Here is a 14,154-nt window from a genome sequence, read left to right as displayed (position 1 = left end):
TGAAACACCTATGACAGTTCGCGTAGTTTGAAGCGTTGAATCTTGCCGGTGGCGGTTTTCGGCAGATCGTCGGTGAACACGATATCGCGCGGATACTTGTGCGGCGCGAGCCGTTCCTTGACGAAGGCCTTCAGTTCATCGGCGAGCAGGTCTGAAGGCATGAAGTCGCGCTTGAGCACGACGAACGCGCGCGTTTTCACGAGTCCGCCATGATCGACGCCGACCACCGCCGCTTCGAGCACCGTCGGATGCGCGACGAGGACCATCTCGACCTCGACCGGCGACACATACTGGCCGCTTACTTTCAGCATGTCGTCGCTGCGGCCCGCGTAAACATAACAGCCGTTCGCGAGACGCCGATACTTGTCGCCGCTTCTGATCCATTCGCCGAGAAACGTCGCGCGTGTTTTCTCGCGATTGCTCCAGTACATCAGCGCCGCGCTCGGCCCCTTGATGAACAGATCGCCGACTTCGCCGTCGGGCACCGGCCGCCCGGCCTCGTCGCGCAACTCGACTTCGTAGCCCGGCACGGGGCGCCCGGTCGTGCCGTATTCGACTTCGCCCGCGCGATTCGACAGGAAGATGTGCAGCATTTCCGTCGAGCCGATGCCATCGAGAATCTCAGCGCCGAAGTGCTCGGTGAAGCGTTCGCCGACATCGCGCGGCAACGCCTCGCCGGCCGACGCGCACACGCGGATCGCGACGTCGGCGCGCGCGGGCAGATTCGGCGACACCAGCATGTTCGCGTACAGGGTCGGCACGCCGTAGAACACGGTCGGGCGATGCTTGACGAGGCGCGCAAAAATCGCGTCGGCGGTCGGGCGCTCGGCCATCAGGATCGCGGTCGCGCCGACCGACAGCGGAAACGTCAGCGCATTGCCGAGCCCATACGCAAAGAACAGCTTCGCCGCCGAAAACACCACGTCGCTCTCGACGATCCCCAGCACCGGCTTCGCATACAGCTCGGCGGTCCAGTACAGATTCGCGTGCGTGTGGACGGTGCCTTTCGGCTTGCCGGTCGAGCCCGACGAATAGAGCCAGAAGGCGATGTCGTCCGCGTTGCTCGCGCAGCCTTTGACGGCGGGTGTGGCGGTATCGACCAGCGTTTCGAAGCGGGGCGCCGCGAGCGGCTCTCCAGGGGAAGCGTCAGGCTGCGAGACGATCAGCTGGCAGCCGTCGTCGTCGATGCTGCTCAGCGCCTCCGTCAAGTTGGGCAGCAACGGTTCCGACACGATCACCGCGCGCGCATGGCTGTGCGTCAGCATGTACGTATAGTCGGCGGCGGTCAGCAAGGTGTTCGCGACGACCGGCACGATGCCCGCGTACAGCGCGCCAAGAAACGCGACCGGCAACGATATGGTGTCGAGCATCACGAGCAGCACGCGCTCCTCGGGATGCACGCCGAGCGCGCGCAGTGCGCTGGCGCAACGCCGCGCGCGCTGTTCGAGCTCGCCGTAGGTCATCGCGCCGTGGTCGTCGATATAAGCGACCTTGCGCGCGCGCGCTTCGTTCAGCCGGAACAGATGCGTCGCGAAGTTGAACAGCGGGGGCGGCGGCGCAACCGGCTCGCGCATGCTCGTTTCCAGCAGGGCTTCCATATGTCTCCTCGGTCCGTGGACGCGTCCGGCTTTTGTATGCGCGTGATCCGCTCGATGCTTGCCGCTCGCGGCTCACGCGCGCGTGAATTCGATCGCCCCTTGCGGCAGCAGATACAGCACCAGCGCCTGGCCATTCGCGACGGTCGGACGATGCGCGGAGCCGGGGCCGTACACGCACCAGCCGGCCGGATGGCCGTCGAACGTCGCGCCTTCGGTGAGCGGCATGATCAGATCGATCTCGCCGTGCGGATGGACGTGGTGCGGACCGGCAATGTCCTGCATGTCGACGACGTCGGCGGAAAAGCCGTGCGTGTCGGGCAGCGCCTTGAAGATGCGGCCGTAGCGGATGCCGCCGGCCTCGCGGTTGCACAGCCAGCCTTCGGCGACGCCTGTACGGCATGCGCTCGCAAGTTCGTGAAAGGTGGGGCTATCGGGGGGCCAGATGTCGTTCAGCCAGTCGGCGAGCGAAGCGTCGAGCGGCCGCCCGGCGAGTTGCCCAGTGACGCCTGCGATCAGGCGCTGGAATTCCTGTGCGGACATGCGAGCCTCCAGAAGCGCGCTCACGCAGGCCGGAGGGCCGGCCCCGGGTGGCCGGCCGCCGGCCGCCGGATGGCCGGCCCCCGGAACTTTGTTGCATGCGTGGTGCGGCGCCGTCTCCGTGACGCGGCCGGAATGCAGGGTGGCGCGCGACTGTGTTTGTGATTGGATCAGCTTTTGGCGAAAATTAAACCGTTCACCTGGTGCGTGTCAAGCACTATAGTACATGTCTCGTAGTCAAGAGGTCGCAGAACATGAACCAAAAGTATCCACCCGCACCGTTGGACGCAACCGACGACGCGGCCCGCGCCGAGCGCACCGAGCGCGCGGGCGACCGCGCGGCCGAACGCGGCGGCGAGCGCGAAGAGCGCGACCCGTTTCTGACCGCGATGGGCGAGCGCGTGCGTTTGCTGCGCGCTCGCCGCGGCATGACACGCAAGACGCTGGCGGCCGAAACCGGTTTGTCGGAGCGGCATCTCGCGAATCTCGAATCGGGCGTCGGCAATGCGTCGGTGCTGGTGCTGCGGCAGCTCGCGGCCACGCTGAACTGCCCGCTCGCCGAGGTGATCGGCGACGAAACCACTGCGTCCGCCGAATGGCTGCTGATCCGCGAACTGCTGCACGGGCGCGACCAGGCGGCGCTACAGCGCGCGCGCATCGCGCTTGCGGAGATGTTCGCGCACGCGCCGGGTGACCCGCATCGCAAGGACCGCATCGCGCTGATCGGTCTGCGCGGCGCGGGCAAGTCGACGCTCGGACGCATGCTCGCGCAGGAGCGCAAGGTGCCGTTCATCGAGCTCACACGCGTGATCGAGCAACTGGCGGGTTGTCCGCCGTCGGAGATTCATTCGCTGTACGGCGCGAGCGCGTATCGACGCTACGAGCAGCGCGCGCTCGAGGCGGTGATCCACGAGCATTCGCGCGCGGTGATCGCATCGCCGGGCGGCCTGGTGTCGGAATCGGGCACGTTCAACGTGCTGCTGTCGCACTGCTTCACCGTGTGGTTGCAGGCGACGCCCGAGGAACATATGCGCCGCGTCGTCGCGCAAGGCGATCTGCGGCCGATGTCCGGCAACCGCGAGGCGATGGACGACCTGAAGCGCATCCTCGCGGGGCGCGCCGAGCTGTACGGGCGCGCCGACATGACGTTCGACACCAGCGAAAAGACGCTCGCCGATGCCTACCTGCAGTTGCGCGACCGTCTCGCCGCGCGGCTCGCGGCGGAAGCGCCTGACGAAGCGCGCGTGAACTGACCGATCGGGCAGTAGGGTTTCCACTTAAAAATGCATTAAAGTGCTTTACGGTGGTATGGCGATGCACTATTGTTCAAAAAAAACAGATTGCATCGTCCACTCAGGAGACGCCCCATGTCCACAGTACCTGCCGTCGTTGCCGAGGCGGCGCCGGTCGACTACCGCACCGAGCCGTCGCAGTACAAGCACTGGAAGCTCAGCTTCAACGGTCCGGTCGCGACACTCGGCATCGACATCGCCGAGGACGGCGGCATTCGCGACGGCTACAAGCTGAAGCTCAATTCGTATGACCTCGGCGTCGACATCGAGCTGCACGACGCGATCCAGCGGATTCGCTTCGAGCATCCGGAAGTTCGCACGGTGGTGGTGACGAGCCTGAAGGACCGGGTGTTCTGCTCGGGCGCGAACATCTTCATGCTGGGCCTGTCGTCGCACGCATGGAAGGTCAACTTCTGCAAGTTCACGAACGAAACGCGCAATGGCCTCGAAGATTCGTCGCGCCATTCGGGGCTGAAGTTTCTCGCCGCGGTGAACGGCGCGTGCGCGGGCGGCGGTTATGAACTCGCGCTCGCCTGCGACGAAATTTATCTGATCGACGATCGTTCCTCTTCGGTGTCGCTGCCAGAAGTGCCGCTGCTCGGCGTGCTGCCCGGCACTGGCGGTCTCACGCGCGTGACCGATAAACGCAAAGTGCGCCACGACCGCGCGGATATTTTCTGCACGGTGGTCGAGGGAGTGCGTGGCGAGCGCGCGAAGGCATGGCGTCTCGTCGACGAAGTCGTGAAGCCGAACCAGTTCGAGCAGGCCATTCAGGCGCGCGCGCTCGAACTCGGCGCGCACAGCGATCGTCCGGCCGATGCACAGGGTGTCGCGCTCACGCGCATCGAACGCACGGATCGCGAAGACGGCCTCGGCTACCAGACCGTGGACGTGACCATCGATCGTGCGAAACGTGTGGCGACCTTCACCGCGCGCGCACCGCGCACCGAGCAACCGACCGAGCTCGCCGCGATCGTCGCGGCCGGCGCTAACTGGTGGCCGCTGCAATTCGCCCGCGAACTCGACGACGCGATCCTGTCGATGCGCACCAACGCGCTCGACATCGGCACCTGGGTGTTCAAGACCGAAGGCGACGCGCGCCATCTGCTCGCCGTCGATGCGACGCTGCTGCAGCACAAGGATCACTGGTTCGTGCGCGAAACGATCGGCATGCTGCGTCGCACGCTCGCGCGCCTCGACGTGTCGTCGCGTTCCATCTTCACGCTGATCGAGCCGGGTTCGTGCTTCGCCGGCACGTTCGCCGAACTCGCGTTCGCCGCCGATCGCACCTACATGGCGGCGCTGCCCGACAACGAGGACGAGGAGCCGGCGATCACGCTGTCGGAAGTCAACTTCGGTCTGTATCCGATGGTCACGCATCAGTCGCGGCTCGCGCGGCGCTTCTACGAGGAAGCCGAGCCGCTCGACGCGGTGCGCGCGCTGATCGGCCAGCCGGTCAAGGCGCTCGATGCCGAGCGCCTCGGTCTCGTTACCGCGTCGCCGGACGATATCGATTGGGCCGACGAAATCCGCATCGCGCTCGAAGAGCGCGCGGCGATGTCGCCCGATGCATTGACCGGCCTCGAAGCGAATCTGCGCTTCAACGGGCCGGAGACGATGGAGACGCGCATCTTCGGCCGTCTCACCGCCTGGCAGAACTGGATCTTCAACCGGCCGAACGCAGTGGGCGACAAGGGTGCGCTCAAGGTGTACGGCAAGGGCAGCAAGGCTCAATTCGATGTGTCGCGCGTGTAATCGGCATCGCGCTCACACCGACCAAACGACGCCGCTTGCCGATACGCGCCTCTCGCCACTGCAGCTTCCGAATAGGGAATCGACCCAGGGAACCGACCATGTCCTCGATCAACTACAGCGAAAAGATTCCGAACAACGTCAACCTCGCCGACGACCGCGCACTGCAGCGCGCGCTCGAACAATGGCAGCCGAACTTTCTGTCGTGGTGGGGCGACATGGGCCCGGAAGGCTCGCACAGCTACGACGTGTATCTGCGCACCGCGGTCAGCGTCGACGCGGGCGGCTGGGCGCACTTCGACTACGTGAAAATGCCGGAGTACCGCTGGGGTATTTTCCTCGCGCCGGGCGAGCAGGATCGCAAGATCCACTTCGGCGAGCACAAGGGCGAGGCCGCGTGGCAGGACGTGCCCGGCGAGCATCGCGCGAACCTGCGCCGCATCATCGTCACGCAGGGCGATACGGAGCCGGCTTCGGTCGAGCAGCAGCGTCACCTCGGCTTGACCGCGCCGTCGCTGTACGATCTGCGCAACCTGTTTCAGGTCAACGTCGAGGAAGGCCGGCATCTGTGGGCGATGGTGTATCTGCTGCATCGCTACTTCGGCCGCGACGGTCGCGAGGAAGCCGAAGCCTTGCTCGGCCGCCGCTCGGGCGACGAAGACAATCCGCGCATTCTCGGCGCGTTCAACGAGAAAACGCCGGACTGGCTCGCGTTCTACATGTTCACGTACTTCACCGACCGCGACGGCAAGTTCCAGTTGTCGGCGCTCGCGGAGTCGGGTTTCGATCCGCTCGCGCGCACCACGAAGTTCATGCTGACCGAGGAAGCGCATCATATGTTCGTCGGCGAGTCGGGCGTGTCGCGCGTGATCCAGCGCACCGCGCAGGTGATGAACGAGCTCGGCGGCGACGACGTCGCGAAGATTCGCGCGGCTGGCGTGATCGATCTACCGACCATCCAGCGCTATCTGAACTTCCATTACTCGGTCACGATCGACCTGTTCGGCGCCGATCATTCGTCGAACGCAGCGACGTTCTATAGCTCGGGCCTGAAGGGCCGTTACGAGGAAGGCAAGCGCGACGACGATCATCGGCTGAACGAGCATAGCTACAAGCTGCTCGACGTGCAGGACGGCAAGCTCGTCGAGCGCGAGGTGCCGATGCTAAACGCGATGAACGAAGTGCTGCGCGACGATTACATCAAGGACTCGGTCGCGGGCGTCGGGCGCTGGAACAAGGTGCTCGAGAAGGCCGGCATCGACTTTCGCATGACGGTGCCGCACAAGGCTTTCAACCGGCAGATCGGCACGTTCGCGGGCACGCGGGTGTCGCCCGATGGCCGCGTGATCAGCGAAGCCGAATGGGCCGCCAATGAAGCGACGTGGCTCGCCACGCCGGAAGACCGCGCGTTCGTCGCTTCGCTGATGGGTCGCGTGGCCGAACCGGGCAAGTTCGCGAACTGGATCGCGCCGCCCGCGATGGGCGTGAACCGTCAGCCGGTCGATTTCGAATACGTGCGCTTCAACTAGGGCCTGTGCGCAGGCCCTGGCAGCCGAAGCACGAAAGGCGCGCCACGCGCGCGCCGTATTGCGAGGTGGAGGAAGTCATGAACGGCCCAGTATCGGTCGAAGTTCTGCGGCAGCATCTAATCGATCCGGAGATCTGCATTCGCTGCAATACCTGCGAAGAGACCTGTCCGATCGATGCGATCACGCACGACGACAACAACTACGTCGTGAAGGCCGATGTCTGCAACGGCTGCATGGCCTGCGTGCCGCCGTGTCCGACCGGCGCGATCGACAACTGGCGCACGGTGCTGAAGGCCGACGCGTATTCGATCGACGAGCAGTTCACGTGGGACGTGCTGCCGGAGCAGAACACGATGGCCGTGCCGGCTGAAGAAACAGTGGCCGCTTCCGCCGCGGGCGACAGTTCCGCCGAAGCCGACGGCATCGAAGTCGACACCGTGCGCGGCGCGGTCGTGCCGCCGTGGTCGGCTGCGAAGCCGTACGTGAATCTGTACACGCACAAGGCGCCGACCACCGCGACGGTGGTCGGCAACTACCGGCTCACCGACAGCGCCACATCGAGCGACATCCATCACATCGTGCTCGACTTCGGCTCGATGCCGTTTCCGGTGCTCGAAGGCCAGTCGATCGGTATTCTGCCGCCGGGGGCTGCCGCCGACGGCCGCGTGCACCACGCGCGCCAGTACTCGATCGCGAGTCCGCGCGACGGCGAGCGGCCCGGCTATAACAACGTGTCGCTGACGGTGAAGCGCGTGTCGCAGCAGCGCGGCGACGCAATCGACGGCGTCTGCTCGAACTATCTTTGCGATCTGAAGAAGGGCGACGTCGTCAACGTGATCGGTCCGTTCGGCAGCACCTTCCTGATGCCCAATCATCCGAACTCGCATCTGCTGATGATCTGTACTGGCACCGGCTCCGCGCCGATGCGCGCGATGACCGAGTACCGCCGGCGCAAGCGCCTGAAAGGCGCGACCGGCAAGCTGATGCTGTTCTTCGGCGCGCGCACCAAGGAGGAGTTGCCGTACTTCGGTCCGCTGACGAATCTGCCGAAGGATTTCATCGACACCACGCTCGCGTTTTCGCGCACGCCGGGACAGCCGAAGCGCTATGTGCAGGACGCGATGCGCGAACGTTCGGCCGACGTTGCGAACCTGCTGAAAGACGACAACACCTATATCTACGTGTGCGGCCTCAAAGGCATGGAGGATGGTGTGCTGCAGGCGCTCGAGGATATCGGCGCGCAGCATCAGCTCGATTGGCAAGCGCTGTGGGCGAAGCTGAAGCGGGAAGGGCGGCTGCATCTCGAGACGTACTGACGTACTGACGGACTGATCGCGCGCGAATCATTTTGAAAATCGCGGACGATTTGCTACAGTCGGCCCACGCAGCCGGCCGCGCGCCGGCATCCCCTCGCCAAACGCGGCAGTCCGCCACCTGCGCAGCCACTCAGACCGGAGCCGTCCGATGAAACCGATTCGTTCACTCGCGATGGCAGCGCTATTGCATGCCGTCCTGGCGCATCCGGCGAGCGCCGACGAGCTCGCGCAGATCAAGGCGTCGGGCGTGTTCCGGATCGGCACCGAAGGCACGTACGCACCTTTCACGTATCACGACGAGGCGGGCAAGCTGACCGGCTTCGACGTCGAACTCGCCAGCGCGATCGCGCAGCGTCTCGGCGTCAAGCCGCAATTCATCGAAGGCAAATGGGATGGGTTGATCGCCGGTCTCGACGTCAATCGCTACGACGCGGTGATCAACGAGGTCGCGATCACCGACGAGCGCAAGCTCAAATACGATTACTCGGACCCGTACATCACGTCGCACGCGGTGCTGATCGTCGCCTCCGACAACACGACGATCAGATCTTTCGATGACCTGAAGGGCCGCAAGTCGGCCAACACCCTGACCAGCAACGTCGGCCGGATCGCGGCCGCGCACGGCGCGCAGGTGATTCCGGCGCAGGGCTTCGACGAATCGATCGATCTGCTCGTCACGGGCCGCGTCGATGCGACCGTCAACGATTCATTGTCGTTTCTCGACTATAAGAAGCGCGTGCCCGACGCGAGGATCAAGGTCGTCGCGGTCGATACGTCGCCCGATAGCAGCGACAAGTCGGCGGTACTGATCCGCAAGGGCAATCCGAAGCTGCGCGTCGCGATCGACGATGCGCTCGCCCGCATGAGAAAAGACGGCACCTATCAGCGGATTTCGCTCAAGTACTTCGGCCGGGACGTGTTTCAGTGAACCTCGGCCGACTTTGACGCGAATATATTCAGGTCAAAAAAGAAGGGGCGTCGTCGAGACGCCCCTTCTTCATTGCCATCAGCCCGTTGAACATGCGGCGTGCCGCGCGTTCAACGCGGCAGATCCAGGCGTCACACCGTCGCGTCGCTCAGCGCGGCGTCGAAGAAACGCTCCTGTGCATCCGCGTTCACGCGGGCATATGCGCGGTTCACGCCGCTGATCACCGCACGAATCGACGCGGTGATCAGGTTCGCATCCACACCGACGCCGAACGCGCTGCCGGCCACATCGGCGCCGGCCATTTCGGCGATCGCGATCGCGCGCGCATCGGCGCCCTGCGTGAGCGCGCGTTCCTCGTAGTGCTGGATGCGCACGGGCACGTCGAACGCGTTCATCAGCGCGTCGAGCGGGCCGTTGCCGGCGCCCGTCAGCACGCGCGGCGTGCCGTTGATTTCGACGTTGAGCCTGATGTGCTCGCGGCCGTCGTGCTCGGACAGGCTGTGGCCGACATAGCGGACCGGCTCCGCCGTGCGCACGTATTCCTGCTGGAACAGTTCCCAGATCTGCGCCGGCGTGACTTCCTGGCCGCTGTCGTCGGTGAAGCGCTGCACGGCCGAGCTGAAGTCGACCTGCAGGCGGCGCGGCAACACGACGCCGTAGCTCTGTTCGAGCAGATACGCGATGCCGCCCTTGCCCGACTGGCTGTTCACGCGAATCACGGAGTCGTAGGTGCGGCCGAGGTCGCTCGGATCGATCGGCATGTACGGCACTTCCCAGATCGCGTCCGGCTTCTGCGCGGCGAAGCCCTTCTTGATCGCGTCCTGGTGCGAGCCCGAGAACGCGGTGAAGACGAGGTCGCCGACATAAGGATGACGCGGATGGATCGGCAACTGCGTGCATTCCTCGGCCGTGCGCGCGACTTCGTTGATGTTCGAGAAATCGAGCTCGGGATCGACGCCTTGCGTGTACAGATTCAACGCGAGCGTGACGAGATCGACGTTGCCGGTGCGCTCGCCATTTCCGAACAGGCAACCTTCGACGCGATCCGCGCCCGCCATCACGGCGAGTTCCGCAGCGGCGACGGCCGTACCACGGTCGTTATGCGGGTGGACGGAGACGATCAGCGAATCGCGACGCGCGAGATTGCGGTGCATCCATTCGATCTGGTCCGCGTAGACGTTCGGCGTGGCCATTTCGACGGTGGCCGGCAGATTGACGATCGCCTTGTGCTCAGGGGTCGGTTGCCAGATGTCGAACACCGCGTCGCAGACTTCCTTCGCGAATTCGAGTTCGGTGCCGCTGAACACTTCCGGGCTGTATTGCAGCGTGAAGTGCGTTTCCGGCTGCGCGTCGGCGAGGCGCTTTACCGTGCGCGCGGCCTTCTGCGCGAGCTCGATCACGCCGCTCTTTTCGAGGCCGAACACGATCTTGCGGAAGTCCGGCGCGGTCGCGTTGTACACGTGGACGATCGCGCGCGGAGCGCCGCGCAACGATTCGAACGTACGCTCGATCAGATCGTCGCGCGCCTGCGTGAGCACTTCGATCGTCACGTCGTCGGGAATATGGCCGCCCTGGATCAGCTCGCGCACGAAGTCGAAATCGGTCTGCGACGCCGACGGAAACCCGACTTCGATTTCCTTGAAGCCGATCTGCACCAGCGTCTTGAACATGCGCATCTTGCGCTCGGCGTTCATCGGCTCGAACAGCGCCTGGTTGCCGTCGCGCAGGTCGGTGCTCATCCAGATCGGCGCGCGCGTGATGGTGCGCGACGGCCACTGGCGATCCGTCAAATTGATCGGCTTGAACGAACGGTACTTGGTAGCGGGGTTTTTCAACATTTTCATCATCCGAGGGAGAGACCGTGGAACGGGTGTCGACCGGACGACGAAAACGCGATACTGGGCCGCCGGTCGGAAACCGGGGCTGGGTCAGTTACTGGGGATTCAAGCGATGCTTCGGTGTATCAGAGAGAAGCGGACGCGCGCAGCAGCAGACCTAGCCCGGTAGAGCGGGCTAGTAGTAGCGATAGGGTGGTCTGGGCGCGGTACATAGTGCGCAATGGGAACATATTATTGAGATTGCGTCAAGGGCACGCAGTGTGCTCGTGCCGCGTTCGATTCACGGGTGAGCTCACGAGGCGTCGTCAATTCATTGAGCAGGAGGCGAACATGAACAGGGTAGCGTGGATATCCGCCGTCGCAAGGATCTGCGCGTGCGCGGCGTTGGCGTGCGGGTTCGTCGGGCAGGTCGGCGCGCAGGGGCTCAGCGCGCAGAACGACATGAACGCGCCGCAGAACAGCACGCGCCTGATGCCACATGCGGCGCTCGGCAGCGAGTATCCGACGCACGGCAACCAGCAGGCGGGCGAGCTGAATCTGAATCCGACCGATCCGCGCGCGCAACTGGTCAACGGCTTGCCGAACAACCCGAGCGCGGGCGGCTATGGCGCGCCGCTGGCGGGCGTGCGCACTTATGTGCAGCCGCCGCGGCCGGCGGATTGAATTCGTCGACGCCGGGACAGTGTTTCATCCGGGCCCCGCGTTGCTCATCCGCCGGACAAAAGCCGCAGCGTATCGTTGTTCAACAACACCGATAAGCCTATCGCGAGCAGGATCGGCGGCAGCAGCGCCGAGCCGTACCGCCGGATTGGCGCGCCGAGCAACGGATGATCGACGAGCCATGCCGCGCCCGCGCACCACAATCCGATCATCAGGATGAACACGAGCGAAACCAGCGCGTTCTCGGCGGGGGTATGGCTTGCGTACAGCGGCACGTAGACGGCGAGGTTGTCCGAGCCGTTGGCGATGGCGACGCTCGCGACGGTCCAACTCGATGAGCCGCGAATGGATGGCGAAGCGCTTGTGCGGCCGTCCTCGCCATCCTCGTTGGCGTCATGCCGAGCGTGGCCAGGACCGAAGCGCTGCCACGCCTTGTACAGGCCCACGACGATCGGCATCAAGCCGAGCAGGCCCACATAACCGGCCGGCAGGCGCGTGAGCAAGGCCGCTAGTACGAGCGCCGCGGCGACCAGGATCAACGATCCCGCGTACTGTCCCGCGATCACGCGGCGTCGCTCCGCGCCCGCTTCGGTCAGAAAGCCGAGCAGCACGAACAGGTTGTCGATATTGGTCGCGGCGTAGGCGACGATTGCGAGCAGGACGAGGCTGAGCATGAAGAAGCCAGAGTCGTTACCGAGGGAGAGTCGCCTGGAATTCGCCGCGCCATATGGGCAACGGGCGGCCGGTCAACACGATGCCGATGCGCGGCGTCAAGGTCAAGGTCAAGGTCAAGCGGCTACAATGACCGGGGCTTCGAACAACGGAACATCGATGAAGATTCGCCTTCTCTCTATTGCCTGTCTCGCATGCGCCGCGGCGCTGCTGGGGGCCTGCACGATCGTCACCCGCAACTCGAGCGCCTGCGAGCAATTGATGCGCAGCAAGCTGGCCGAGCCGTCGTCGGGAATGTCGTCGGATAGGCTGCGGGTCACCCATCGCGGGGCCGCGATTCGCGGCTCGCGGGTCGTGGTGGAGGGGACGATCGAGCATGCGGTGAGCACGTCCGCGACGGCGGCTTCCGCGCCGCTCACCGCGTCGGCGTCGCAAGCGGCCTCCGAGGTCAAGGTGGCCGCCAAGCCGGCCCAGCCGTCGAAGGTCCGCACGCCGGCCGCCGCCGAATGCACATTCCATGGCGAACAGCTCGACGTATTCCGCTGGCTCGCGCCGCCGCAGCTGGCCACGCCGGCTGCACAACCGGCCAGCTCGGCGGGCTGAGTTCGCGCCCGCGCGGCGCACCGTTGCTGCGCATCTAACCCAGGCAAACCTTAGAACGCGTAATACGGCCCCTGGCCTGCCGACGTATTGCGCGTCGCAATCGCCGTGTAAATGCGTTTGCCGTAAAAGAACGGCAAGCCCCAGCCGAAACCGAGGCTCGAATTGCCGGCGAGATTGTCGAACGCGTTGTTCGACGACGCGAACAGCGTGTTCGAATTGGCGATGTCGAACGACACCGTGCTCGACACGCCATCGACGCCGGTGATCGACGCGCTCGCCGACTGCGTCGAAGTCGGGCAGTACCAGAAGCCGCACAACGGGAACTGCGCCGAGTGGAAGAAGAGGCCGTTCGAGCCGCTATCGAGATAGCTCACCGCATAGGTGAGACCGCCCGAGTTCGTCGTCACGTAGCCCGTCACCGCGTTCGCCCTCAGAACGTTCGTGCCCGTCAGCGTATTGTTCGACTGGGTGCCGATGCCGAAAATCAGTGAGCCCGACACGCTCGCCACACCCGCATCGGCGACGGCCGGCAGGTCGATCACCACACCGTTGTTATCGAGTGCGAAGCTGCTGACCGGGTTGGTCACCTGCTGCGCGAGCGGCTGCGCGGTCGCGCTGCAGCCGCCCGTCGTGCAGCTGTAGTACCAGCGCGGCAACGCGGAATTGGCGCAGCCGTTGCCGCAGTCGACCGGGAACAGGCCCACGCCGAGGATGCCGTTCGCGTGCAGGCTCGATACGGTCAGCAGCGACGCGCCGCCGGAGTTCGCGCAGTCGGCGGGCGCCCCGGGCAGCGCGCTGTCGGCAATCAGCTGGATCGGAATCGATGACGCCTGTTGGCCAGCCATGCGCACGTCCGCGGTGCGGATCGAGCCCCATGCGTAGCCGCTGCCGAACACCGCACATTCGGCGCTTACGCCGCTGCCCGCGGCGATGGTCGGCAGCGACAGCGTCGTCGGCAGCGCCGAAGCGAGGATGCGCAGGCCGTTCGAGCCGGTGTCGACCTGGATGTCGTCGATCGTCGCGCAGTTGCCGGTGCCGGCCTGGCAGACGGTGACGCTCGTCATCAGCATGTTGCGCGTGTTGCCGGGTGATACGCCGACCGTGACCGGCTGCACGTTGGGCGTGGTCGATTGCGGCACGTTCGCGCTGGCGGAACTGGTCGGCGCGCTCGCGGACGGCGTCGAGCCCGAGCCGGACGAGCCGGACGAGCTGGATGAGGAACTGCCGCCTCCGCCGCCGCAGCCGGCCAGGGCCGCGCAGACGATCAGAAGCAGGGCATGGAAACGCAAGGCGGATGTCATGGCGTGGCGGTCCGTCTGGTGGAACTCAGGCGTGAAAGGGGCGCGAGCGACGCGTGCGGGGCGCGCGCGTCACTGGATGTCGTCGGATGTGACGCCGGCGGGCAAAGCCGCCGGCAGCCACGCGCGGC

12 protein-coding genes are annotated in these 14,154 nt (G+C 65.2%); 7 read left to right on the top strand and 5 right to left on the bottom strand.

Annotated elements, in window-relative coordinates:
* Positions 1 to 8: 8 nt before the first annotated feature.
* Positions 9 to 1,598 carry a benzoate-CoA ligase family protein gene (locus AB3X89_RS29930; RefSeq protein ID WP_368586509.1) on the bottom strand — a complete coding sequence of 530 codons (1,590 nt, stop codon included), beginning with the start codon at positions 1,596 to 1,598 and terminating at the stop codon, positions 9 to 11.
* Between the two features lie 72 nt (positions 1,599 to 1,670).
* Positions 1,671 to 2,138 (bottom strand): DUF4863 family protein, encoded by a 468-nt coding sequence (locus AB3X89_RS29925; protein ID WP_368586508.1) that lies wholly within the window; start codon positions 2,136 to 2,138, stop codon positions 1,671 to 1,673.
* Positions 2,139 to 2,389: 251 nt separating this feature from the next.
* Here AB3X89_RS29925 and AB3X89_RS29920 point away from each other — a divergent pair, with 251 nt between their 5' ends.
* From AB3X89_RS29920 to AB3X89_RS29900, 5 genes are all read left to right on the top strand, one after another.
* Entirely contained in the window at positions 2,390 to 3,388 is a 999-nt protein-coding gene (locus AB3X89_RS29920) for a helix-turn-helix transcriptional regulator (protein ID WP_368586507.1), read from the top strand.
* 114 nt (positions 3,389 to 3,502) lie between these two features.
* Positions 3,503 to 5,182: a 2,3-epoxybenzoyl-CoA dihydrolase gene (gene boxC, locus AB3X89_RS29915; protein ID WP_368586506.1), complete on the top strand. Its 1,680-nt coding sequence runs from the start codon at positions 3,503 to 3,505 to the stop codon at positions 5,180 to 5,182.
* A gap of 98 nt (positions 5,183 to 5,280) precedes the next feature.
* Positions 5,281 to 6,708: a benzoyl-CoA 2,3-epoxidase subunit BoxB gene (gene boxB / locus AB3X89_RS29910; RefSeq protein WP_368586505.1), complete on the top strand. Its 1,428-nt coding sequence runs from the start codon at positions 5,281 to 5,283 to the stop codon at positions 6,706 to 6,708.
* Between the two features lie 77 nt (positions 6,709 to 6,785).
* On the top strand, positions 6,786 to 8,024 hold the full coding sequence (boxA, locus tag AB3X89_RS29905) for a benzoyl-CoA 2,3-epoxidase subunit BoxA (protein WP_368586504.1): 1,239 nt from the start codon (positions 6,786 to 6,788) through the stop codon (positions 8,022 to 8,024).
* A gap of 148 nt (positions 8,025 to 8,172) precedes the next feature.
* Positions 8,173 to 8,952 (top strand): amino acid ABC transporter substrate-binding protein, encoded by a 780-nt coding sequence (locus tag AB3X89_RS29900; protein WP_368586503.1) that lies wholly within the window; start codon positions 8,173 to 8,175, stop codon positions 8,950 to 8,952.
* A 131-nt stretch (positions 8,953 to 9,083) separates the two neighbouring features.
* Here AB3X89_RS29900 and leuA read toward each other — a convergent pair whose 3' ends face one another.
* Positions 9,084 to 10,790 (bottom strand): 2-isopropylmalate synthase, encoded by a 1,707-nt coding sequence (leuA, locus tag AB3X89_RS29895; RefSeq protein WP_368586502.1) that lies wholly within the window; start codon positions 10,788 to 10,790, stop codon positions 9,084 to 9,086.
* A 330-nt stretch (positions 10,791 to 11,120) separates the two neighbouring features.
* Here leuA and AB3X89_RS29890 point away from each other — a divergent pair, with 330 nt between their 5' ends.
* A complete protein-coding gene (locus AB3X89_RS29890) occupies positions 11,121 to 11,453 on the top strand; it encodes a hypothetical protein (protein WP_368586501.1) in 333 nt (110 codons plus the stop codon).
* Positions 11,454 to 11,497: 44 nt separating this feature from the next.
* On the opposite strand, the gene AB3X89_RS29885 is transcribed toward AB3X89_RS29890, so the two are convergent.
* A complete protein-coding gene (locus AB3X89_RS29885) occupies positions 11,498 to 12,124 on the bottom strand; it encodes a cadmium resistance transporter (RefSeq protein WP_368586500.1) in 627 nt (208 codons plus the stop codon).
* Between the two features lie 157 nt (positions 12,125 to 12,281).
* On the opposite strand from AB3X89_RS29885, the gene AB3X89_RS29880 reads away from it, so the two are divergent.
* Positions 12,282 to 12,725 (top strand): hypothetical protein, encoded by a 444-nt coding sequence (locus AB3X89_RS29880; protein ID WP_368586499.1) that lies wholly within the window; start codon positions 12,282 to 12,284, stop codon positions 12,723 to 12,725.
* A 50-nt stretch (positions 12,726 to 12,775) separates the two neighbouring features.
* Here the strand turns inward: AB3X89_RS29880 and AB3X89_RS29875 are convergent, their stop codons facing one another.
* On the bottom strand, positions 12,776 to 14,026 hold the full coding sequence (locus AB3X89_RS29875) for a DUF3443 domain-containing protein (RefSeq protein ID WP_368586498.1): 1,251 nt from the start codon (positions 14,024 to 14,026) through the stop codon (positions 12,776 to 12,778).
* Between the last annotated feature and the right edge of the window lie 128 nt (positions 14,027 to 14,154).

Origin of the sequence: Paraburkholderia sp. BR14320 (assembly GCF_040948665.1) — a bacterium.
In the GTDB taxonomy this organism is placed as follows: Bacteria; Pseudomonadota; Gammaproteobacteria; order Burkholderiales; family Burkholderiaceae; genus Paraburkholderia; species Paraburkholderia youngii.
Note: the sequence above shows the minus strand (reverse complement) of the source record. Positions and strands in the feature narration are given on the sequence as shown.

What these genes read in the sequence shown, in the direction of transcription:
- boxC (WP_368586506.1), top strand. Translation starts at nt 3,503, where the DNA reads ATGTCCACAGTACCTGCCGTCGTTGCCGAGGCGGCGCCGGTCGACTAC.
- leuA (WP_368586502.1), bottom strand. Translation starts at nt 10,790, where the DNA reads ATGTTGAAAAACCCCGCTACCAAGTACCGTTCGTTCAAGCCGATCAAT.
- AB3X89_RS29880 (WP_368586499.1), top strand. Translation starts at nt 12,282, where the DNA reads ATGAAGATTCGCCTTCTCTCTATTGCCTGTCTCGCATGCGCCGCGGCG.
- boxB (WP_368586505.1), top strand. Translation starts at nt 5,281, where the DNA reads ATGTCCTCGATCAACTACAGCGAAAAGATTCCGAACAACGTCAACCTC.
- AB3X89_RS29890 (WP_368586501.1), top strand. Translation starts at nt 11,121, where the DNA reads ATGAACAGGGTAGCGTGGATATCCGCCGTCGCAAGGATCTGCGCGTGC.
- AB3X89_RS29925 (WP_368586508.1), bottom strand. Translation starts at nt 2,138, where the DNA reads ATGTCCGCACAGGAATTCCAGCGCCTGATCGCAGGCGTCACTGGGCAA.
- AB3X89_RS29900 (WP_368586503.1), top strand. Translation starts at nt 8,173, where the DNA reads ATGAAACCGATTCGTTCACTCGCGATGGCAGCGCTATTGCATGCCGTC.
- boxA (WP_368586504.1), top strand. Translation starts at nt 6,786, where the DNA reads ATGAACGGCCCAGTATCGGTCGAAGTTCTGCGGCAGCATCTAATCGAT.
- AB3X89_RS29885 (WP_368586500.1), bottom strand. Translation starts at nt 12,124, where the DNA reads ATGCTCAGCCTCGTCCTGCTCGCAATCGTCGCCTACGCCGCGACCAAT.
- AB3X89_RS29875 (WP_368586498.1), bottom strand. Translation starts at nt 14,026, where the DNA reads ATGACATCCGCCTTGCGTTTCCATGCCCTGCTTCTGATCGTCTGCGCG.
- AB3X89_RS29930 (WP_368586509.1), bottom strand. Translation starts at nt 1,598, where the DNA reads ATGGAAGCCCTGCTGGAAACGAGCATGCGCGAGCCGGTTGCGCCGCCG.
- AB3X89_RS29920 (WP_368586507.1), top strand. Translation starts at nt 2,390, where the DNA reads ATGAACCAAAAGTATCCACCCGCACCGTTGGACGCAACCGACGACGCG.